This window comes from Corynebacterium sp. ACRPQ, assembly GCF_022347225.1.
Lineage (GTDB): Bacteria > Actinomycetota > Actinomycetes > Mycobacteriales > Mycobacteriaceae > Corynebacterium > Corynebacterium tuberculostearicum_D.
The window spans coordinates 82,458-103,605 of the sequence record NZ_JAKRNF010000009.1 but is presented as its reverse complement, the minus strand read 5'-3'; the positions used below and the strand labels follow the sequence as shown (position 1 = coordinate 103,605).

Below are 21,148 nucleotides of genomic sequence, written 5' to 3'. Positions count from 1 at the left end.
GTACAACCCAGTCACCGGCTATGGTGTCGATGATGCCGCGATGCTGCGCGAGGTGGTGGCTTATCAGTTCACCACCGCGCTATCTGAGGACGTGCGCCCGGGACCCGTACTTCTGGCCCACGATCTGGAGCAGCGCATTATTGTGTTGACGGACTTGGGCGAGGGCGAAACGCTTGCCGACGTCCTCGTACAGTCCACCGATGATGACCGCGTGCGGGTGCTGCGCTCGCTGGGCAGTGCGTTGGGGCACATGCACGCTGGAACCGCAGGCCATGAGCAAGATTATGAAACCTTGCTCAATAGGATGCTGCGCAAGAATCCCGATTTGGCCCCGCACCAGTCCGTGCGCGATGAGGCGCTGGAGCGCTCCATTGGCATCGGCCTCGACTTGCTGGATAAAGCCGGGCTTGAAGCACCGGCGAGCTTCCGAGAGCTAGCGGGTCAAGCCGCACGCTCCCTGGCATCCGGCAAGGACCGGGCCTTTACTCCCTTCGACCTTTCACCGGATAACATCATTGTGTCCCAGCGCCTGCACTTCTTGGACTATGAATGGGCAGGATTCCGCAATGTTGGCTTCGACGTAGCCTGCGTTATCGCCGGCTTCCCGCAGTTCCTCTTCTCCAAGCCGATTACGGACGAAGAGGCAGATATTTTCATCTCTGCTTGGTCTCGTGCCGTATCTGAGGTGTGGCCGCTATTTTCCAATGCGGAAGAAATCCACGGCCTTATCGTGGCCTCGCTCATTGGTTGGGCGCTATCGAGCGTGACCACGATGCACGCCGGCGGCATCGAAGGGCTGGTTGCCCTAGCCAGGGGTGAAGCCGAAGTGGTCCACGATCCGCAGCGCTCCATCTTGCGCCCTGCTAACCACGGTCCGTTCACGGAAGATGAATTGCTCGTGCGCCGCGACCTCTATGAAACCTTTGAGGCGCTATCCCGATATGCCGCGCGCTGCGATGGCCCCGCCTGCGCGCCCATCGCGGAATTTGGCAGCGCCATTGCGCGCCGCTTGGATGACGAATAGACAATCACGATGTGCCCGCACCCTTATAGGAGGTAGCTTTCCAGTGTCTCAAGACTCATTATTTGGCGGGCCCACTCCGGACCGCAGCGCCTCGCCGCTGCCCGGCAAGAACCTCTTCGCCACCCACGCTGGGTCCCCACTGGCGGCGCGCATGCGTCCCCAAAACCTCGATGAAGTGGTCGGACAAGACCACCTTCTGGCCCCCGGCAAGCCATTGCGCCGCCTCGTGGAAGGATCAGGAGAGGCCTCCGTCATCTTGTACGGGCCGCCGGGCACCGGCAAGACCACCATTGCCTCGCTCATCGCCAGCCAAATGGGGCAGAACTTCGTGGGCCTCTCGGCCCTCGATTCGGGTGTGAAGCAGGTTCGCGAGGTCATCACCCATGCCCGGCAAGAGCTCATTCACGGCCAGCGGACCGTGCTCTTTATTGATGAGGTGCACCGATTTTCCAAAACCCAGCAGGACGCGCTCCTCGCAGCCGTGGAAAACCGCACGGTACTGCTCGTTGCGGCAACCACGGAAAACCCTTCCTTCTCCGTCGTCGCACCGCTTTTGTCTCGCTCGCTGCTATTGCAGTTGCATTCGCTAAGCGATGATGACTTAAGGGGCGTCGCCAAGCGCGCGCTCGAAAGCGACCGTGGCCTGGGCGAGCGCAAGATTCGGATTACCGATGAAGCCTTGGACCAGTTGGTACTCCTCGCCGGTGGCGATGCGCGGCGCACGCTGACCTATCTCGAGGCCGCGGCCGAGGCGGTCGACGATGGCGGGGAGATTACCCCACAGACGGTCACGGACAACGTCAATAAGGCAGTGGTTCGCTATGACCGCGACGGCGACCAACACTACGACGTGGTTTCCGCGTTTATTAAGTCCATTCGCGGCTCCGATGTCGACGCTGCGCTGCATTATCTCGCCCGCATGGTAGAAGCCGGGGAGGACCCGCGCTTTATTGCCCGGCGGCTCATTGTGCACGCATCCGAGGACATCGGCATGGCCGATCCGACCGCGCTCCAGGTGGCCGTGGCGGCGGCCGAGGCCGCTCAGCTCATTGGCATGCCAGAAGCGCGAATCCCGCTCGCGCAGGCCACCATCCACCTGGCCACCGCGCCTAAGTCGCCCTCGGTTATTTCTGCCATCACGCAGGCGCAAGCCGATGTAGCCGCCGGCAAGGTGGGCCACGTGCCACCGCACCTGCGCGATGGGCACTATGAGGGCGCCAAGCGGATGGGAAATGCCGTGGGCTATGTCTACCCCCACGATGATCCCCGCGGCGTTGTAGAGCAGCAGTACCTGCCCGATGAGCTGGAGGGCTCTGTGTACTATGAGCCGACCGATCATGGGGCTGAGAAGCGTGTTTATGACTATATAGGCCGCTTGCGCAGCATTATTCGTGGCAAGCGCGGCCCAGGCAAAAACGCTCGCCGGCCGCGCTGATCCCCACCGATGGGAAATCGCTGTGCAGCGAAGGGTAGAGTTGGGCGGGTTAGAAACTTCTTGATAGAAGATGAAAGCTCAGACAGTTAGGATTGTTGCTCGTGAAGACTCATGAGATCCGGGAACGGTTTACCCAGCACTTCGTCAATTCTGGTCACGAGGCAGTACCAAGCGCCTCGCTGATCCTGGATGACCCTAACCTGCTTTTCGTTAATGCCGGCATGGTTCCGTTTAAGCCCTACTTCCTAGGCCAGCAGAACCCGCCCTTTGCCAAGGGCCTTGCTACTTCCATCCAAAAGTGCGTGCGCACCTTGGACATTGATGAGGTGGGCATTACCACCCGCCACAACACCTTCTTCCAGATGGCCGGCAACTTCTCCTTTGGTCAGTACTTCAAGGAAGGCGCCATCACCAATGCGTGGACCTTGCTTACCGGCTCCGTTGAGGAGGGCGGCTTTGGCTTAGACCCAGAGCGCTTGTGGGTCACGGTTTACCTCGATGATGATGAGGCCGCCGATATTTGGCGCGACAAGATCGGCGTGCCTGAAGAGCGCATTCAGCGACTCGGCATGGAGGACAACTACTGGTCCATGGGTATCCCTGGCCCCTGTGGCCCGTGCTCCGAGATTTATTATGACCGCGGTCCTGAGTACGGCAAGGACGGCGGCCCGATTGCCGATGACAACCGCTACATGGAGATTTGGAACCTGGTCTTCATGCAAAATGAGCGCGGCGAGGGCATTGGCAAGGGCAACTTTGAGATCGTCGGCGAGCTGCCCAAGAAGAATATCGATACCGGCCTGGGCATCGAGCGCGTGGCCTGCATTCTGCAGGACGTAGACAACGTCTATGAAACGGACCTGCTGCGCCCAGTTATTGACGTAGCCGAGGAGCTTACCGGCGCCACCTATGGTGACAAGGCCTCCCACGAGGACAATATCCGCTTCCGCGTGGTAGCTGACCACTCCCGTACCGGCATGATGCTCATCCTGGATGGCGTGACCCCGGGCAACGAGGGCCGCGGATACATCCTGCGCCGCCTGCTGCGTCGCATTATCCGTTCCGCCAAGCTGCTGGGTGCTAAGGGCGCCACCATGGAGCGCTTCATGAATACGGTCATGGACACCATGACCCCGTCTTACCCGGAGATTGCAGACAACCGTGAGCGCATCCTGCGCGTTGCCGTGAATGAGGAAAAGGCCTTCCTGAAGACCCTCGAGTCCGGCACCCGCCTCTTCGATGATGCCGTCCAGGAGCTCAAGTCCACTTCCCGCGCGAAAACCGCAAAGGTCCTGCCGGGCGAGAAGGCCTTTGAGCTGCACGATACCTACGGTTTCCCCATCGACTTGACCTTGGAGATGGCCCAGGAGGCCGGCCTTGAGGTCGACATGGATGGCTTTAACGATGCCATGGGCGAGCAGCGCCGCCGCGCCAAGGCCGATAATCAGGCCAAGAAGCACGGCCACACTGACCTTTCCCTCTACCGCGACTGGGTGGACAATAACCCCACCGTCTTCACTGGCTTTGAGGAGCTTACTTCCGACGCCCGCGTGATCGGCCTCGTCCGCGGCGGCGAGAAAGTCGACCAGGTGCACGAGGGCGAGCAGGTTGAGGTCATCTTGGACCACACCCCGCTATACGCCGAAGCTGGCGGCCAGATGGCAGACCGCGGCCGCATCATGGCCGGCGAATCACTGCTGGAGGTCAACGACGTTCAAAAGATCGGTAAGAAGCTGTGGGTACACAAGGCTACGGTTACCGCCGGCGGTCTTGACTTGGGCATGTCCGTTGAGGCGGCCGTCGACGAGCAGTGGCGCCATGGTGCCACCCAGGCGCACTCCGCCACCCACCTCATTCACGCCGCACTGCGCCAGGTGCTTGGCCCCACCGCCGTGCAGGCCGGCTCCATGAACCGCCCGGGCTACCTGCGCTTTGACTTCAACTACACCGAGCAGCTCAGCCAGGCGCAGCTGGAGGAGATCGCTTTGATTACCAACCAGGCGATCGACTCCAACTTTGCCGTCAACACCATCGAGACCTCCCTGGAGGAGGCCAAGGCCATGGGCGCTATGGCACTATTCGGTGAGAACTACGGCAAGGAGGTCCGCGTAGTAGAAATCGGCGGACCGTTCTCCATCGAGCTCTGCGGCGGTACCCACGTTGGGTCCTCCGCTGAAATCGGACCGGTCTCTGTGCTGGGTGAGTCCTCCGTTGGCTCTGGTGCTCGCCGCATCGAGGCCTACTCCGGTTTGGATGCTTTCCGTTACTACTCCAAGGAGACCGCCTTGGTAGAAGGCGTTTCCCGCGAGCTCAAGGTGCAGACCGAGGATTTGCCGGAGCGCATCGCGCAGCTGTCTGAAAAGCTCAAGGCAGCGGAGAAGGAAATTGAAACCCTGCGCAAGCAACAGCTGGCTGCACGTGCCTCCGAGTTCGTCAGCGCGGCCAAGGACATCAATGGATTCAAGGTCATTGCGCTGACCTTGCCGGAAGGCACCACAGGTGGGGACCTGCGCACCGTTGCTACGGATCTGCGCAATCGCCTGCGCGAGGAAGAAGCTGTTATCGTCCTGGGTGCCGAGGATAAGGGCAAGTTCCCGTTCATCGCGGCGGCCACGGACAAGGCCGTTGGGCGCGGCGTGAAGTCCGGGGACATCGTCAAGCAGTTTGGCCAGTACGTCGACGGTCGTGGCGGCGGTAAGCCGGATATGGCTCAGGGCTCTGGTTCTACTGCGGCCGGTGCTGAGCGCGGCTTTGCAGCCGTCAAGGACATGCTCGAGTCCCTGTAGGAGTTCGACCGTGGCAAAAGTGGAACCAGATACCCCCGGAGTTGATGACCCGGGGCAGGGCCGCCGGCTCGCACTCGATGTCGGCACCGTGCGCATTGGCGTGGCAGTGTCCAATAGGGAAGCCACGCTTGCCACCCCAGTGGAGACCGTGCACCGGGAAACTGGGTTCAAGGACCGCGATAAGGGCGATATTGACCGCATCCTGGAACTCATTGATTCCTACGACGCAGTTGAGGTCATCGTAGGTCTGCCACGGGACCTGCAGGGAAATGGCTCAAAAAGCGTAAAACATGCTAAGGAAATTGTGTTTCGGATCCGCCGTCGGTTGAATCGAGATGCAAGTATAGATAAGGTTCCACCACCAGTACGTTTGGCTGATGAGCGTCTGACTACCGTGGCAGCAACCAGCGCGCTGCGCGCGTCCGGCGTGTCCGAGAAGAAGGGCCGTAAAGTCATCGACCAAGCAGCAGCGGTGGAGATATTGCAGACTTGGTTGGATGGGCGTGTGAGCGCGCTACGTTCCCATGATGCAATAGACCAGCCTTCAGACTCAGGAGACTAAAACACGTGAGCCGTAACCAAGAACGCCTCGGCCGATCGATGGAGCCGAAATACGTCAAGCGCCGCCAGCGCGGCATTGCCGTTGTCATTGCGTCGATCATCGTTATCCTTGGCGCCCTTATCTACATCGGATTCCGCCTCGGCAATACCTCCGCCGATTATGAAGGAACCGGCAACGGTACCACCCAGCTGGTGGAAGTGCCGGAAGGCTCGTCCATGTCCGAGCTCGGACCTGCATTGGTAGAGAAGAATGTGGTGAAGACGCAAGACGCTTTCGATTCTGCTGCGTCGATGAACCACAGCGCAAGCCAAATCCAGCCGGGCTTCTATCGACTGCAGGAAGAAATGAGCGCGGATGCAGCAGTCGAGGCACTGCTGGATGAGAATAACCGCGTGGACATGCTCGAGGTCCAAGGTGGCGCCACCTTGGAGGACGTCAAGGTTGTGGGCGGAGACGTTCGCTACGGCATTTACTCCCTGATTTCTGAGGTCAGCTGTAACGATGGCAACTGCCTGAAGAAGGAGGACCTGGAAAAGGTTGCGGCGGAAACCGACCCATCCGAGCTGGGCGCACCGGAGTGGGCCTTGGACGCTATCAACAAGCGCGGTAATGACCCCAAGCGCATTGAGGGCCTTATCGCCCCAGGCCAGTACGTCTTGGACCCCAATATGGAGGCCAAGGATATCCTCAAGGACCTCATCACCCGTTCCACCGAGCGCTACAACGAGACCAATATTGAGGAACGCGCCCAGGCTATCGGCTTGAGCCCTTATGAGCTACTCACCTCCGCTTCCTTGGTGGAGCGCGAGGCGCCGGCAGGCGAGTTCGACAAGGTTGCCCGCGTTATCCTCAACCGCTTGGACGAGCCAATGCGCCTGGAGTTTGACTCCACCGTGAACTACGGCTTGGAAGACGTAGAGCTGGCCACCACCGATGAGGCCCGTGAGGAGAAGACCCCGTGGAATACCTATGCGAAGGAGGGCCTACCGGATACCCCGATTGCTTCTCCTTCGGACGATGCAATCAAGGCCATGGAAGAGCCGGCCGAGGGCAACTGGAAGTTCTTCGTCACCGTGGACCAGGAGGGCACTACCGTCTTCTCCGATAGCTACGATGAGCACTTGGGCCGCGTCGATGACGCCATCCGCTCCGGCGTGCTTGACTCCAAGCGCGAAGGTGAGGGCGCTGGTTCCGGCAACGGCGACGCCGCTGCCGAGCAGCCCGCCCAGTAGAGTCGCGACAACCACAAAGAGGTAGAACACCATGCCACGTGCGGCGGTCCTTGGTAGCCCCATCAAGCACTCCTTGTCTCCGGTGCTTCACAATGCTGGCTACGAGGCCGCCGGACTGGCCGGTTGGGACTACACCCGCTGTGAAACATCGGCGGAGGGGCTGCCGGAATTGGTGGCGGCAAGCGACTCAGAGTTTGTTGGTTTCTCCGTGACCATGCCCGGCAAGTTTGCCGCCCTCCGCTTTGCGGACACCGTAAGTGACCGGGCCCAACTGATTGGCTCAGCAAATACCTTGGTGCGCAGGGCTGATGGTTGGTATGCGGACAATACCGATACCGAGGGCGTACGCGGCGCGCTCGCCGAACTCCTGGGGGATAGCCCAGTAGCTCATGCGCTGCTTATTGGTGCTGGGGGCACCGCTCGTCCCGCGTTGTGGGCGCTTTCCGAGCGCGGGGTGAAAAAGGTTACGGTCCTCAACCGTTCCGACCGTAGCGCCGAACTGTTGCCGCTCGCGCAGAACCTAGGGCTGGAACTTTCCTTTGTCAGTTTCGACGGGGACTTATCCGCGCTGGCTCGCGCCGTCGATGTCATTGTGTCCACGGTTCCAGCCGCGGCGGTGAAAGACTATGTCTTTGACCTCGCCCACGCACCGGTGCTGGACGTCATTTATGATCCCTGGCCTACACCGCTGACCACGTGCGCGGCGGCCAATGGGTACAAGACCGTCGGCGGGCATGTCATGCTCGCGTATCAAGCATTTAGCCAGTTCGAGCAGTTTACCGGGGTGGCTGCGCCGCGGGAAGAGATGCTCAAAGCATTGCACCAAGAGCTGCAGCGGCGGTCGCAGACGACTAAGTAGAAGGGGACGTCGGCAAGCGCGGGCTGTAACCCCGCGCAGCAGGAGCTGCAGACTTCGCCATGTAGACATTGGCGCGCAGCGCTTCCTCACGGTGGGCCTTAGAGTGATCCCCGTGTTGATACTCGGGGGACTTATCTATTGTTTATGGGCAGCAGCCTTGTCTTGGTGGGATATTCGGCAGCGCCGATTGCCAGACTGGCTGACGCTTCCAGCTGCGGTGCTCTCGCTTGCCGTTGCCAATTGGAGTGGGCTGTGGTGGCCGGGGATGTACCTCGTGCTGGGGCTGGCCCGTGCAGGTGTGGGTGGAGGCGACATAAAACTCGCCTGGCCCCTAGGAATGCTGGTGGGACATGTGGCCGGGTTTATGGGCGTGGTAGCGGCAAGCGGCTGTGCGTCCCTTCTGACTTTGGTCTGGTCTGCGTGTGTCGGACAGAAGAAGAGCCCGCACGGCCCTGCAATGTTGCTAGCGGCAACGGTCGTAATCGCATGTGCACACCCTCTTTGAGGGGGTGGAAGAATATTTTGCGGGGCCAAGTTGGTACTGGATTGGCCAGGCCGTGCGATAATACCCGCATGCTTCGTTGGACTACTGCAGGTGAATCGCACGGCCAAGCTCTAATTTCAATGCTGGAGCACATGCCCGCTGGGGTCCCCATTACCCGCGCCGATATCTCTCATCAGCTTTCCCGGCGCCGCCTAGGCTATGGCCGCGGTGCCCGTATGAAGTTTGAGGCTGATGAGGTCACCGTGCTGGGTGGAGTCCGCCACGGGCTTACCTTGGGTAGTCCCATCGCCATCATGATTGGCAATACGGAGTGGCCCAAGTGGACCACCATCATGTCGGCCGATCCGCTGGATATGGACGATGAAGAAACCATCAAGGCGATGAACTCCGGCCGCGGTGCCGCCTTGACGAGGCCGCGCCCTGGGCACGCGGACTTTGCCGGAATGGTGAAGTACCGCCACAGTGAAGCACGCCCCATCCTCGAGCGGTCCTCTGCGCGTGAGACGGCGGCGCGAGTGGCCGCAGCTACCGTTGCGCGTAACTTCCTGCGCGAGACCTTGGACGTCGAGGTTCTTTCCCACGTGATTTCCATTGGCGCTTCCGAGCCTTATGAGGGGCCTGCGCCAGCGTTCGCGGACATTGAGGCTATCGATGCCTCGCCGGTCCGCGCCTGCGATAAGGCGGCTGAAGCCTCCATGATCGCGGAAATTGAGGCCGCAAAGAAGCAGGGCGATACCTTGGGCGGCATCGTTGAGGTTGTGGTCGATGGCCTGCCTATCGGCCTGGGCTCGCATATTTCCGGCGATGACCGCTTGGATGCCCAATTGGCCAGCGCGTTGATGGGTATCCAGGCTATCAAGGGCGTGGAAATTGGCGATGGTTTTGCCGAGGCCCGTCGTCGCGGTTCCGCTGCCCACGATGAGATGGTGCGAACCGAAGAAGGCGTATCCCGCCTTAGCAACCGTGCAGGCGGACTCGAAGGCGGCATGACGAACGGTCAGCAGCTGCGCGTGCGGGCGGCGATGAAGCCGATTTCTACCGTTCCGCGTGCCTTGCGCACTATTGATATGGAATCCGGCGCTGAAGCTACTGCCATTCACCAGCGCTCCGATGTGTGCGCGGTTCCGGCGGCGGGCGTCGTTGCAGAAGCAATGGTTGCCCTCGTTCTTGCGCGCGCCGTGCTAGAAAAATTCGGTGGCGATAGCCTCGAAGAAACCTCCGCGGCCATCGCCGCGTATGATAAATACGTTTCGGACCGCCTTGCTTTTGACCAGGAGTAAGTTATGACCACCCCAACCGCCGTTACGGGCCTGCCCCGTCCACGTGTTGTTTTGGTTGGCCCGCCAGGTGCGGGTAAATCCACCATTGGCCGCCGCCTTTCCCACGCCTTGAGCTGCGAACTGGTGGATTCGGATCACCTTATTGAGCAGGCTAAGAATAAGCCGTGCGGGGAAATCTTTAGCGAGCTGGGTGAACCAGACTTTCGCGTGCTTGAAGCCGAGCACGTTGCTGCGGCACTGCGCACTGGTGGAGTCGTTAGCCTCGGCGGCGGGGCAGTGCTGACGGACTCCACCCGCGGGCTGCTGGAGCGCCATACCGTCATCTTTTTGGATATTTCCCCTGAAGAAGGTGCACGGCGGACGTCTGGGGATAGCAATCGGCCGGTTCTCGCAGCCGCAGATCCCCTCGAGCACTACCGCAACCTCGTGGAGGCGCGTCGCCCGTATTACCAGGAGGTAGCCGATTATCGGGTGCGCACCGATGCCCGGACCCCACAGCAGGTGGTGGGCGATATCCTCGGCTTTCTCGATACCCTGTAGATTCCCCGCCGCGCTAGCACTAGTCTCTCGCCCCACTGGCTCGGCGTCGAACGGAAAGGACCACCATGCCCAGTATTGCCGTTAATGGACCACAGCCCTATGAAGTTCGCATTGGCGCTGATCTCAACCGGGACATCGCGCGGCGCTGTGCGCAGATTGGTGCAGGCCAGGCTGGCATTATCTACCAGCCGCCGCTGCGTGCCGCGGCCGAGCGCCTAGCGGAACTCATTGCCGCTGAGGGGGTGGAGCCTACGCTTATCGACGTCCCCGATGCCGAGGCCGCCAAGCAACTCAGCGTCATCGGTGGCGTATGGGATCAGCTGGGGGAAAAGGGCTTTAACCGCCGTGACGTCATTATCGGCCTCGGCGGCGGCGCCACCACCGATTTGGCTGGGTTCGCTGCGGCTGGGTGGATGCGCGGCATCAAGGTCATTCAGGCGCCTACCACGCTATTGGCCATGGTTGATGCGGCCGTCGGCGGCAAAACCGGTATCAATACCGCAGCCGGCAAGAACCTCGTTGGCGCCTTTCATGAGCCAGATTCTGTGTTTGTGGATCTCGAGCGCCTGGATACCCTGCCCGCGGCAGAGATCATTGCTGGCTCGGCAGAAATCATCAAAACCGGATTCATCCATGACCCGGTGATCCTTGAACGCTATGACAGTGACCCCGGCGCATGCGTGGACCCGCAGGGCTTCCTTCCAGAACTTATTGCGCGCTCCATCGCGGTCAAGGCCGCGGTGGTGGGCGAGGACCTCAAAGAATCGGGCCTGCGGGAAACGCTCAACTACGGCCACACCTTTGGCCATGCGGTGGAGCGCCATGAACAGTATCAGTGGCGCCATGGCAACGCGGTGGCCGTGGGCATGATGTTCATCGCCCACCTGGCGCATGAGCGCGGCCTCATTGACGCAGAGCTGGTGGAAAAGCACCGCCGGATTCTTGACAGCATTGGGCTGCCGACCACGTATAGGCCGGGCCAGTTCAGGGACCTGTATGAGGCAATGACCCACGATAAGAAGAACCGCGACGGAATGATTCGCTTTGTAGCCTTGACTGGGGTGGGCGAGACCACCCGTCTCGAGGGGCCCAGCACGGAAGAGCTAGAGGCGGCCTACGCCGCGATTTCGGAGTAGAAAATGAAGATTATTGTCCTCAACGGCCCGAACTTGAACCGCTTGGGAAAACGCCAGCCGGATGTCTACGGCTCCACCACCTTGGCTGACGTAGAGCAAATGATTGCCTCGCGCGCTGCCTCGCACGGTGCAGAAGTAGAGTGCTTTCAGTCCAACCATGAGGGCGAGCTCATTGAGAAGGTGCATGCCGCCGCGGATGCGGGCCACCCAGTAATTATCAACCCCGGCGGTTTTACTCATACCTCAGTGGCCCTGCGGGATGCCCTGGCAGAGGTAGCCGATGGCGCCGGATTCGTAGAGGTGCATATTTCTAATGTGCATGCGCGCGAGCCCTTCCGCCATCACTCCTATCTCAGCCCTATCGCCCGCGGCGTCATCGCCGGGTTGGGTGTCTTCGGCTACCTGGCGGCAGTGGATTACCTCTGCCAATAGGCCCCCACGAACGGGCTGTGCGGCAGCTGGCTAGAAAGAAATCCGCTCAACTGCGGTGGCGGGGTCGATATACTGGGTGAATACTTTCTACACCGCAGTCGACCCAAAAGGATGAAATCATGGCTTTGGCAGATACCCGTTTTAGTGACCGGCGCCGCAAACTTGCCGCGGAACTAGCCGGCCAGCGCATCGATGCCGTGCTGGTCACCCACCTCACGCACGTGCGCTACCTTTCGGGATTCTCCGGCTCGAATGGCGGGCTATTGCTGCGCAAGGACCTTACCGCGCAGGTTGCTACCGACGGCCGGTACACCACGCAAATTGCCCGCGAGGTTCCCGATCTGGAGGCTATCCAGGGCCGCGTGGTAGGAAAGGTGCTCCTGCAGCAGTTTGCCGATGTTGAGGGGCCGGTTCGAGTTGGTTTTGAAGCCGACTACCTCTCGGTCTCTGAGCTGAAGGACTTAGAAGAGTCCGCCCCGGAGTCGGTTACCTTGGTTCCCATCGCCGGGGTCATTGAAAAAATTCGCTTGGTCAAGGATTCGATCGAGCTAGAAAAGCTGGAAGAGATTGCTGCGCTGGCTAATCAGGCGCTGGAGGATCTGCTCGCCGCCGGTGAGTTGCGTGCCGGCCGCACCGAGCGCCAGGTGGCTGCCGATTTGGAATATCGGATGCGCATGCTCGGCTCGGAGAGAGTGAGCTTCGATACCATCGTGGCTTCCGGTCCGAACTCTGCGATGCCGCACCATGGTGCTGATGACCGGATCATCGAGGACGGCGACCTCGTAACCATCGATTTTGGTGCGCACCTGCGCGGGTTCAACTCCGATTGCACCCGCACCTACGTCGTGGGCACGGCGAATGATTTTGCGAAGGAAATCTATGATGTGGTGCTCCGCGCCCAAAAGGCAGGCGTGGCAGCGTCGGTGCCGAGCGCTAAGCTTGCCGACGTCGACGCCGCCTGCCGCGATGTCATCTCCGCCGCCGGCTATGGCGACTACTTTGTGCATTCGACGGGCCACGGCGTGGGCCTAGACGTCCACGAAGCCCCGTTTGCGGCACAGACCGGTAAGGGCGAGCTTGCCGCCGGCATGACCCTGACCATCGAGCCGGGAATCTATGTGCCGGGCAAAGGCGGCGTGCGCATCGAAGATACCCTCATCATTACCGATGGCGCACCGAAGATCATTACCGCCGCGACGAAGGAATTTACTGAACTGCCCGCTTAGTGGGCCAGCACCTTGGAGTTAAGCAGCTGGGCGACATTGCGGTTGCCCAGGTGCGTGAGGTGATTAAAGAGGTTGTGCGGTACGGAGTACTCCCACTTGCCGGAAATCCAGCGGGAGCTGTCCGGCGCGCACATGCCGTGATCAATGGAGTCGGCGCGTAGGTCGTAATACTGCACGCCGTTTGCGCGGGCTGCCTTGTACATTGCGCTATTGACCTGGTCCTCACCGGTGCGAACCAGGCCCGCGTAGTCCATGTTGAACCCGGCTTCAGAGGAGCCCGGTGCGGAGGTGCGCAGCGGGCATACCGCGCCATTGCGGGCGGAGATAGCGGGATAGCCTACAACGGTGATGCGGGCATTCGGGGCGGCGTGGCGAATCCGCTGGATCGAATGCTTCATGCCGTCGTAGTAGGGATTGGAAGAAGAAAGAGATGGGCGCACGATTTCCTGGAAATCATTGGCGCCAAACTGAATCAAAACGTTCTTCGTTTCGCCATTGAGATCATTATTAGCAATGGCTCCGTTGATCTGCTCATCGAAGTCCTTACGGTGCGATTGGCCGGCGGCCTTTGCCGCAGAGCAGGCGTAGTTGGCTATGTGCTGACCAGAAACCCGCCCCAATTCGCGGCCAACATTACTCTGACCCTGCGGGCAACCCTGTGGGGACGGCACGCCCGGGGCGTCTTCGATGCCGTGGGTGGCAGACGATAGCGTAGTGCCCGCCGAAGGGGACAGGCTCGAGGTCGTGCCAACTTGGCCATAGGTTGGGTTGGCAAAGACAGAATCGCCGAACATCACGGTCTGGGCGTCTGCTGCCATGGCCTGCGGGGCGGAGAGTGCTGCTAGGGCTGCGCCAGTAGCGGTAGCCGCGGCGTAGAGCTGCTTGAGAGGCATCGCAAAAATCCTTGGTAGGTATGTGAAAAATCAATTAAGCAAAGCCTTATCGTACAGCGAGTTATTGCTGGTTAAAAACCTTTGATTGCTTGCGTGTCTGACGGTTTAGGGCAGGCGATGGGCCCCGAAAGGCACCCCGCTGTCAACTGTGGGGAAGAAATGGGGGACCGGTAATACCCCAAGGGGCAGTTGTCCGGTAGGCTTAAACATTGTTTTCAACCTTTAGTCCACAATTTTCGGGAGTTTAACCGCAATGGCTGATACTACTGATTTCAAGAACGGGCTCGTTCTGAAGATCGACAACAAACTGATGCAGATCGTTGAGTTCCAGCACGTGAAGCCGGGCAAGGGCCCAGCCTTCGTGCGTACCAAGCTCAAGGATGTTGTCTCCGGTAAGACCGTGGACAAGACCTGGAATGCTGGCGTTAAGGTAGAGACCGCTACCGTGGACCGCCGCGATATGACCTACCTGTACAACGATGGCACCAGCTACGTTGTTATGGATGAAAAGACCTTCGAGCAGTACGAGCTCCCGCCGGAGAAGTTCGGCGATGCCGCTCGCTTCCTGCTGGAAAACATGCGCGTTCAGGTTTCCTTCTATGAGGATGAGGCACTCTTTGCAGAACTGCCTATCTCCGTAGACCTTAAGGTCGAGCACACCGAGCCTGGCCTGCAGGGTGACCGTTCTTCCGGCGGCACCAAGCCCGCCACCCTGGAAACCGGCGCTGAGATCCAGGTTCCGCTGTTCATCGAGATCGGCAACGTTCTCAAGATTGATACCCGTACCGGCGAGTACCTCTCTCGCGTTAACAACTAGGGCATCTGACCGTGTCTGATAACACCCCTAAGCGCGATATCAACTACAAGCGGCACACCGCGCGGTACCGCGCACGTCGTCGTGCCGCCGATATCCTCTACGAAGCAGAAAATAGGGACGTTGACCCCGTTGCCATCGTGGAGGATCGCATCGCCTTGGCACGTGAGGATCGCAACGCGGTAGCACCTGTCGCCGAATACACGCAGGTGATTGTCAAGGGCGTAGCCGAAGAGTTGGATGCCATCGATGACACCATCTCTCGCTTCCTTGCCGAGGACTGGGAACTGCACCGCATTCCGGCCGTTGACCGTGCGATCCTGCGCCTGTCGGTATGGGAGCTGCTGTTCAACCCGGATATTCCCACCGCTACTGCGGTCGTGGAAGGCGTGGAGATTGCCTCCCAGTATTCCAACGATCAAGCGGCGCCATACATTCACGCTGTGTTGGATGACGTTGCACAATCCCGTTCTGCGGAAAACCCGATGTCCGCAGAACACCAAGGCAGCGATGGGGACGCGGATGGCGAAGATTCGACCGACGAGGAGCCGGTAGGCTCCGAGAACGCGGATGATGCGGCCGAGGATACCTCCGCATCCACCGCTTCGGACGCTGCTGCAGGAGCCGACGACTCGGCTGTAGCAGACGGTTCTGCGCAGCAGGACCCCACTGCGGAATAGTCAGGTTTAGACTGGCCCGCATACTTAAACCGCCCGCCCAGCTCGATGGTGAAGAGCTGTGGCGGGCGGTATTTTCATGCCCAAGACCGTGCCAATCGACGCTCATCCTCGCGTCTCCGTGTGCCCAGTATGGCCAAAAGCAAAAAGAACTCTCCCCGTTACCCTTGCGCCGTTGTTAGGGCAGAAGGAGAGGGGGAGAGCAGTGAATTCTAGAGCGGCTTAGCTCTGCGGGGCGTTGCTTGCGGCGGCGTCGCCAGATCCGGCATTGGCTGCGGTCTCGGAGCCAAGCTTGGCCATCTCTTCGGCGGCAGAAACCATGGCATCCTGGCCGCGGATGACGCCATCTACGGCGGTCTTCAGGGCAGCCTGCAGCTGCTCGTCGGTCATGCCGGCGGCGGCAGGGATATCGCGCTCGGTGCGCACCACGAGCATGTCATCGTGCTCCGAGATAACTGCGCGGGCGCCGAAGGCTACGGAGTTGATCTGGTTAGCCGCGAGGAAGAGGCCGGCGTCGGCCTTGGAATAGGCGGCGTCGGTAGGCACATCGCAGCGGACAATAACCACGGAATCGAGAACCGCGAACATGGTGGGCAGGCCGTTGAGGTTGGCGGTGGCCGCCTCAATATCGCTGTCCATCTTGGTCAATTCGATGTCGAAGGTGCGCATGGCCGCGACAACGCGGTCAAGGGTGATCTCCGGCAGATTGTTTTCGGTAGAGGCATTAGTCATGGTTGTGCTCCTCCCAAGTCACGAGCTGTGGGTAGTGTTCTTCCACGAAGGCGAAGGACTGCAGCATAGAATCCAGCGTGGACATCACGAAGGCGCCGATCTGATTGCGGGACAAACCGTGGGCAATATTGATCTCGCGCACGCCGGAGACGGCGAGGTTATTCTCGGCAGACTCAAAGAAGCGCAGGGTCGGCGCGAAGTGCTGCTGGTTCCACTGGTTGAGCACCGTTAACAGGGTTGGGCCCTCAGAAGAAGGTACATTGCCGCGCCACACGGAATCCGCCACGAGCACGTCATCGCGCACCTGCATGGCGATGGCGACGTTGGAGAAACCCGTGCGCAGGATCTGCACGGTTTCTTCCTCGCTCACTGGCTGCTCTTCGAGGCGGTATTCCAGGTTCTCAGATGCAAAGATCTCGCCGATGCGCTCGAGAGTTACGGGCTCTACCGGCGTATCGGGATACTGGGTTGGTTCTTCAGACACTTAAGTAGTCTCAATCCATGTACTAATCGGGGATAAAGGTCAACCTTTGCTAGTTTACCTAAGTTCTTATCTAGTTACTGGGACTCCATAGGCGCTCGCCGCCAAGTTCGTGGGCGAGAGCAGTGTCGATCGTGGGGTAGCGGAACGTATGCCCGATTTTGTGTAGAACCGTGGGGCTTACGCGTTGTTGCGCCAAGGCCAACTCTTGGGCGCCTTCCTTGCCCAGCAAGATTGCGGGACCGAAGGGCGGAACGGGGAGCAATGCCGGACGGTGTAGTTCGGCACCAAGGGCTTTGACGAAGTCCTTATTGAGCACCGGGTTAGGCGAGGCCGCATTGACCGGGCCTTCCAGCGAATCGTCCACGATGGCGCGGAAGTAGGCATCCGTCAGGTCATCGAGGGCGACCCAGCTGAACCAGAACTCACCGTCGCCGAAGGGGCCGCCTAGGCCGGTAGAGAAGAGGGCGCGCAGCAGTGGCAGGAGGCCGGAACCGCCCGACATGGCGATGCCGGTACGAATATTGACCACGCGGGTGCCCGCGGCGCGGGCGGGCTCGCAGGCGCGCTCCCAGTCGACTACGACGTCTGCGAGGAAGCCCTCGCCAGGTGCGGAGTCTTCGGTGAGAATCTCATCGCCGCGGTCGGAGCCGTAGTAGCCCACGGCAGAGGCGCAAACCATGGTGCGGACGGAATCCGTGGTGCCCGCTAGACGGGCTAGGCGCTCGGTGGGGCCAACGCGGGAATCGCGGATGGCGGCCTTGTGCTCGTCATTGAAGCGGCCGAAGATGGGCTCGCCCGCCAGGTGGACGAGGACGTCGACGCCGCGCAGGAGGTCGGGATCGGGCTGCTCCGGGCGCCAGGTGCGCTGACCTTTGCTGGCCGTGCCGCGCACGAGCTGGATCACCGTGTGCCCGGCGGTGCGCAGTTGTGCGGTGAGCGCTGCGCCCACGCTGCCGCGGGAGCCGGTCATGGCGATGGTTAGTGGTTGGGTGTTTAAGGAGGCGTCGGCAAGCCGCTGGAGAAAGGAAAGATCCTCAATGAGCTGGTGCTGTCGATAAGCAAAGACCGATTCCAGTGCCGCCGAAGGGATGCGGGTAGTAACTTCATCGCGTACGAGCGTGCCGTCCGGGTGATCCGCAAAGGTGTGATGGTGTTGCCATGTGGCAAATTTGCGAATGGGGGAGTTTACGCACACATCGGTGAACTCATAGCCCTCGCGGTACTGGGAAAGTCTATGCTGCGCGGTCCAGCGCAGGCCTCCCGGAAGGCCCAGGATGGAGGTGCCATCGCCCAGATTCTCTGCCTGCTGGATGGGCTTCATGAATGCAAAGGGGGCGTTCAGACGGGTTAAAGCGCCTTGGCGGGTATGCCATTGCCAGACCTGCTCGCGCGGGGCGGGGACTATGTGTTCGGCGGAAAAACTCACTGTGTGAAGTGCCTCCTTCTTTTCGCCCTCACCCAAATGGTGGGGAAGGTGCTAGAGTATCTTGTGTCTAACAGCATAGACATTTTTGAGACCATCAACCGGCATCCTTTAAAGACCGCACCGTGAGGCGGGGAAGGAGGTCACGATGAGTGGAACTGACGCTACCGCGAACAAGCTAGAGCTTTTAAGCTCCGATGATGTTTCGCGTACCGTTGCACGCATCGCGCACCAGATCATTGAAAAAACGGCGCTCGATTCCGCGGACGCACCGCGGGTCATTCTGCTTGGCATTCCCTCTGGTGGCGTGCCCCTTGCTCAGCGCCTAGCGCACAAGATTGAAGAATTTTCCGGGGTTGCAGTCCCATGGGGCTCCCTCGATATCACTCTCTACCGCGATGACCTGCTAGGAAAGCCGCATCGCGCACTCCAACCGACGACCATTCCCACCGGTGGCATCGATAGCGCCACTGTTATTTTGGTCGATGATGTGCTGTATTCCGGCCGCACTATCCGCGCCGCCTTGGACGCGTTGAGTGACGTAGGCCGTCCGGACATCATTCAGCTGGCCGTCCTGGTAGATCGCGGCCACCGCGAGGTTCCTATCCGCGCCGATTATGTGGGTAAGAATCTGCCCACCGCGCGAGAAGAAGATGTCACCGTATACAACAGCGAGATTGACGGCCGGGATGCGGTCGTATTGACCCGAGCCGCCGCTACTACTAGTGGAGCTGGCTCTGAAACGGGGGAGGCATAACCATGAAGCACCTCATCGATATGGCAGAGCTGGACCGAAGCGAAATTATCGGTCTAATGGATGAAGCGGATCGCTTCCGCGAGGCCCTCGAAGGCCGCGAGGTAAAGAAGCTGCCGACCCTGCGGGGCCGGACCATTTATACCCTCTTTTATGAAAACTCCACCCGCACCCGCTCTTCCTTTGAAACGGCCGGCAAGTGGATGTCCGCGGACGTCATTAACCTGTCCGCCTCTACCTCCTCGGTAAAGAAGGGCGAGTCCCTGAAGGATACGGGCCTTACCTTGGCCGCCATCGGCGCCGATGCGATCATCATGCGCCACCCTTCCTCTGGTGCGCCGCAGCAGCTGGCCCAGTGGGTAGCCCCTAACGGCAAGGGACCTTCAGTGATCAACGCGGGCGACGGCGCGCACCAGCACCCAACGCAGGCGCTTCTCGACGCCGTCACGATGCGCCAGCGCCTGGGACTGCACAGTGACGAAGGCTTTGCCGGCCTGAAGGTAAAGATTGTGGGCGATTGCCTGCACTCGCGCGTCGTGCGCTCCAACGTAGATTTGCTTAACACTCTCGGCGCTGAGGTAACTCTCGTGGGCCCAGCCACCCTCATGCCCTTTGGGGTAGAGAATTGGCCGGTGCGTGTGTCGTATGACTTTGATGCGGAAGTCGCAGACGCCGATGTCATCATGATGCTGCGCGTGCAGCAAGAGCGCATGAATGGCGGCTTTTTCCCCTCCCACCGCGAATACGCCAACCTCTTTGGTCTGTCTAAAGACCGCGCGGCGGCCATGCACAAGGACGCCATCGTCATGCACCCAGGCCCGATGCTGCGCGGCATGGAGATTAACTATGGCGTCGCAGATTTGGACAAAACTGCGGTCCTACAGCAGGTACACAACGGTGTACACGCCCGCATGGCGGTGCTGTTTACCCTGCTGACCAATGGCGGAAACGCCGGCATCTAAAACCGCGGCCCACACTCAACTATAGGGAGAGACAATGACTACTTACCCGGAAACCGGTCGCCTTTCCGCGCCGGCGGAATCCCCACTGGTGATTAAGAATGTGCGCCTCTACGGCGAAGGTGAGCCCACCGATGTCGTGGTCAAGGACGGCATCATCGCTGCCATCGGCGCCACGGCAGAAGCCGAGGATGCACAGGTCATCGACGGCCAGGGCAACGTGCTCTTGCCAGGTCTGGTGGATATGCACGTGCACCTGCGCGAGCCTGGTCGCGAGGATACCGAGACCATCGAGACCGGCTCCAAGGCTGCCGCCAAAGGCGGTTTCACTGCAGTGTTCACCATGGCTAATACCAACCCAGTGACCGACCAGCCGATCATCGCTGAGTCCGTATGGGCCAAGTCCCAAGCACTGGCGCTGTGCGACGTCCACCCGGTGGGCTCCATTACCAAGGGCTTGGAAGGCAAGACCCTTACAGAGTTCGGCATGATGGCTCGTTCGGACGCCAAGGTGCGCATGTTCTCCGATGACGGCAAGTGCGTCCAGGATCCGCAGCTAATGCGTCGTGCTTTGGAATACGCCAAGGGCATGGACGTGCTGCTGGCTCAGCACGCCGAGGATGACCGCATGACCGGCGGCGCTTCCGCCCATGAAGGCGAGACCGCGGCCAGGCTCGGCCTGCGCGGCTGGCCGCGCGTGGCCGAGGAATCCATCGTGGCCCGCGACGCCCTATTGGCGCGCGACTACGGCAACCGCGTGCACATCTGCCACGCCTCGACCCAGGGCACCGTGGAGCTGCTGAAGTGGGCGAAGGAGCAGGATATTCCTCTCACCGCCGAGGTAACCCCGCACCACCTATTGATGACCGATGACAAGCTGCGCACCTACGATGGCCTCTTCCGCGTCAACCCGCCGCTGCGCGAACAGCGCGATACCGAGGCGCTGCGCGAGGCGCTGCTCAACGGCACCATCGACTGCGTTGCCACCGACCACGCCCCGCACGGCTCCGAAGACAAGTGCGTGGAGTTTGAAAACGCCCGCCCTGGCATGTTGGGACTGGAATCTTCCTTGGCTGTCATCGCCAAGATTTTCGTCGAGACCGGCCTGGCCGATTGGCGCTTTGTCGCCCGCGTGATGTCCGAGCGCCCCGCAGAAATCACCCGCCTGCCGGGCCATGGCCGCCCCATCGCGGAGGGCGAGCCAGCTAACTTGACCATCGTGGACCCAGACCACCACTGGGTTTCTGATTCCGCCAAGCTGGCCTCCAAGTCCGAAAACAACCCGTACGCTGGCGAAGAATTTGGCGCCCGTGTTACCCACACCATTTTGCGAGGTGCCGTCACTTTTGACTTGGCAGCCTCCGAAGAAGACTAACCTTGCACACTGAGACCACC

At 60.5% G+C, this 21,148-nt stretch carries 21 protein-coding genes; 17 read left to right on the top strand and 4 right to left on the bottom strand.

Annotated features, from left to right (window positions below):
- The 12 genes from MHY24_RS07105 to MHY24_RS07050 all read left to right on the top strand — a co-directional run.
- On the top strand, nt 1-1,024 hold a 1,024-nt coding region (locus MHY24_RS07105), incomplete at its 5' end, for a phosphotransferase family protein (protein ID WP_239228848.1).
- A 43-nt stretch (nt 1,025-1,067) separates the two neighbouring features.
- Nucleotides 1,068-2,459, top strand: coding sequence for a replication-associated recombination protein A (locus MHY24_RS07100; protein ID WP_239228847.1), 1,392 nt, complete (start codon nt 1,068-1,070; stop codon nt 2,457-2,459).
- 101 nt (nt 2,460-2,560) lie between these two features.
- Nucleotides 2,561-5,245, top strand: a complete 2,685-nt coding sequence (gene alaS, locus MHY24_RS07095) for an alanine--tRNA ligase (RefSeq protein WP_239228846.1) — start codon at nt 2,561-2,563, stop codon at nt 5,243-5,245.
- A gap of 10 nt (nt 5,246-5,255) precedes the next feature.
- The gene (gene ruvX, locus MHY24_RS07090; RefSeq protein ID WP_239228845.1) at nt 5,256-5,807 is read left to right on the top strand and encodes a Holliday junction resolvase RuvX; all 552 of its coding nucleotides are present in this window, start codon (nt 5,256-5,258) and stop codon (nt 5,805-5,807) included.
- 38 nt (nt 5,808-5,845) lie between these two features.
- Entirely contained in the window at nt 5,846-7,039 is a 1,194-nt protein-coding gene (gene mltG, locus MHY24_RS07085; RefSeq protein WP_204611433.1) for an endolytic transglycosylase MltG, read from the top strand.
- Between the two features lie 31 nt (nt 7,040-7,070).
- Complete coding sequence (locus tag MHY24_RS07080; protein ID WP_239192076.1) at nt 7,071-7,898, top strand: shikimate dehydrogenase; 828 nt, start codon at nt 7,071-7,073, stop codon at nt 7,896-7,898.
- A gap of 91 nt (nt 7,899-7,989) precedes the next feature.
- Nucleotides 7,990-8,403, top strand: coding sequence for an A24 family peptidase (locus tag MHY24_RS07075; RefSeq protein WP_239228844.1), 414 nt, complete (start codon nt 7,990-7,992; stop codon nt 8,401-8,403).
- Between the two features lie 68 nt (nt 8,404-8,471).
- Nucleotides 8,472-9,683 (top strand): chorismate synthase, encoded by a 1,212-nt coding sequence (gene aroC / locus MHY24_RS07070; protein WP_204608899.1) that lies wholly within the window; start codon nt 8,472-8,474, stop codon nt 9,681-9,683.
- 3 nt (nt 9,684-9,686) lie between these two features.
- The gene (locus tag MHY24_RS07065; RefSeq protein ID WP_239228843.1) at nt 9,687-10,223 is read left to right on the top strand and encodes a shikimate kinase; all 537 of its coding nucleotides are present in this window, start codon (nt 9,687-9,689) and stop codon (nt 10,221-10,223) included.
- A gap of 65 nt (nt 10,224-10,288) precedes the next feature.
- A complete protein-coding gene (aroB, locus tag MHY24_RS07060) occupies nt 10,289-11,359 on the top strand; it encodes a 3-dehydroquinate synthase (RefSeq protein WP_204608905.1) in 1,071 nt (356 codons plus the stop codon).
- Nucleotides 11,360-11,362: 3 nt separating this feature from the next.
- Nucleotides 11,363-11,791, top strand: coding sequence for a type II 3-dehydroquinate dehydratase (aroQ, locus tag MHY24_RS07055; RefSeq protein ID WP_239228842.1), 429 nt, complete (start codon nt 11,363-11,365; stop codon nt 11,789-11,791).
- A 119-nt stretch (nt 11,792-11,910) separates the two neighbouring features.
- Entirely contained in the window at nt 11,911-13,017 is a 1,107-nt protein-coding gene (locus MHY24_RS07050; protein ID WP_239228841.1) for a Xaa-Pro peptidase family protein, read from the top strand.
- Here MHY24_RS07050 and MHY24_RS07045 read toward each other — a convergent pair.
- Nucleotides 13,014-13,910 (bottom strand): GDSL-type esterase/lipase family protein, encoded by an 897-nt coding sequence (locus MHY24_RS07045; protein WP_239228840.1) that lies wholly within the window; start codon nt 13,908-13,910, stop codon nt 13,014-13,016. The two genes, MHY24_RS07050 and MHY24_RS07045, sit on opposite strands and share 4 nt — an antisense overlap.
- 253 nt (nt 13,911-14,163) lie before the next feature.
- Between MHY24_RS07045 and efp the strand changes: the two genes are divergently transcribed.
- Both efp and nusB read left to right on the top strand, forming a co-directional pair.
- Nucleotides 14,164-14,727, top strand: coding sequence for an elongation factor P (efp, locus tag MHY24_RS07040; RefSeq protein ID WP_005324919.1), 564 nt, complete (start codon nt 14,164-14,166; stop codon nt 14,725-14,727).
- An 11-nt stretch (nt 14,728-14,738) separates the two neighbouring features.
- Nucleotides 14,739-15,404, top strand: coding sequence for a transcription antitermination factor NusB (gene nusB, locus MHY24_RS07035; protein ID WP_239192056.1), 666 nt, complete (start codon nt 14,739-14,741; stop codon nt 15,402-15,404).
- A gap of 219 nt (nt 15,405-15,623) precedes the next feature.
- On the opposite strand, the gene MHY24_RS07030 is transcribed toward nusB, so the two are convergent.
- From MHY24_RS07030 to MHY24_RS07020, 3 genes are all read right to left on the bottom strand, one after another.
- Entirely contained in the window at nt 15,624-16,133 is a 510-nt protein-coding gene (locus tag MHY24_RS07030; protein WP_239228839.1) for a YbjN domain-containing protein, read from the bottom strand.
- Nucleotides 16,126-16,617, bottom strand: a complete 492-nt coding sequence (locus tag MHY24_RS07025; RefSeq protein WP_239228838.1) for a YbjN domain-containing protein — start codon at nt 16,615-16,617, stop codon at nt 16,126-16,128. Before MHY24_RS07025 ends, MHY24_RS07030 begins: the two co-directional genes overlap by 8 nt.
- A 70-nt stretch (nt 16,618-16,687) precedes the next feature.
- Nucleotides 16,688-18,043: a TIGR01777 family oxidoreductase gene (locus tag MHY24_RS07020; RefSeq protein ID WP_239228837.1), complete on the bottom strand. Its 1,356-nt coding sequence runs from the start codon at nt 18,041-18,043 to the stop codon at nt 16,688-16,690.
- Between the two features lie 145 nt (nt 18,044-18,188).
- Between MHY24_RS07020 and pyrR the strand changes: the two genes are divergently transcribed.
- The 3 genes from pyrR to MHY24_RS07005 are packed head-to-tail and all read left to right on the top strand — an operon-like array spanning nt 18,189 to nt 21,128.
- Nucleotides 18,189-18,797, top strand: coding sequence for a bifunctional pyr operon transcriptional regulator/uracil phosphoribosyltransferase PyrR (gene pyrR / locus MHY24_RS07015; RefSeq protein WP_239228836.1), 609 nt, complete (start codon nt 18,189-18,191; stop codon nt 18,795-18,797).
- Between the two features lie 2 nt (nt 18,798-18,799).
- On the top strand, nt 18,800-19,756 hold the full coding sequence (locus MHY24_RS07010; RefSeq protein WP_239228835.1) for an aspartate carbamoyltransferase catalytic subunit: 957 nt from the start codon (nt 18,800-18,802) through the stop codon (nt 19,754-19,756).
- A 34-nt stretch (nt 19,757-19,790) separates the two neighbouring features.
- Nucleotides 19,791-21,128: a dihydroorotase gene (locus MHY24_RS07005; protein ID WP_239228834.1), complete on the top strand. Its 1,338-nt coding sequence runs from the start codon at nt 19,791-19,793 to the stop codon at nt 21,126-21,128.
- Nucleotides 21,129-21,148 lie beyond the last annotated feature (20 nt).

Coding starts and splice junctions, on each gene's coding strand:
- aroQ (WP_239228842.1), top strand. CDS start 11,363: ATGAAGATTATTGTCCTCAACGGCCCGAACTTGAACCGCTTGGGAAAA.
- MHY24_RS07080 (WP_239192076.1), top strand. CDS start 7,071: ATGCCACGTGCGGCGGTCCTTGGTAGCCCCATCAAGCACTCCTTGTCT.
- aroB (WP_204608905.1), top strand. CDS start 10,289: ATGCCCAGTATTGCCGTTAATGGACCACAGCCCTATGAAGTTCGCATT.
- MHY24_RS07050 (WP_239228841.1), top strand. CDS start 11,911: ATGGCTTTGGCAGATACCCGTTTTAGTGACCGGCGCCGCAAACTTGCC.
- MHY24_RS07010 (WP_239228835.1), top strand. CDS start 18,800: ATGAAGCACCTCATCGATATGGCAGAGCTGGACCGAAGCGAAATTATC.
- efp (WP_005324919.1), top strand. CDS start 14,164: ATGGCTGATACTACTGATTTCAAGAACGGGCTCGTTCTGAAGATCGAC.
- aroC (WP_204608899.1), top strand. CDS start 8,472: ATGCTTCGTTGGACTACTGCAGGTGAATCGCACGGCCAAGCTCTAATT.
- MHY24_RS07030 (WP_239228839.1), bottom strand. CDS start 16,133: ATGACTAATGCCTCTACCGAAAACAATCTGCCGGAGATCACCCTTGAC.
- pyrR (WP_239228836.1), top strand. CDS start 18,189: ATGAGTGGAACTGACGCTACCGCGAACAAGCTAGAGCTTTTAAGCTCC.
- MHY24_RS07005 (WP_239228834.1), top strand. CDS start 19,791: ATGACTACTTACCCGGAAACCGGTCGCCTTTCCGCGCCGGCGGAATCC.
- MHY24_RS07045 (WP_239228840.1), bottom strand. CDS start 13,910: ATGCCTCTCAAGCAGCTCTACGCCGCGGCTACCGCTACTGGCGCAGCC.
- MHY24_RS07065 (WP_239228843.1), top strand. CDS start 9,687: ATGACCACCCCAACCGCCGTTACGGGCCTGCCCCGTCCACGTGTTGTT.
- mltG (WP_204611433.1), top strand. CDS start 5,846: ATGGAGCCGAAATACGTCAAGCGCCGCCAGCGCGGCATTGCCGTTGTC.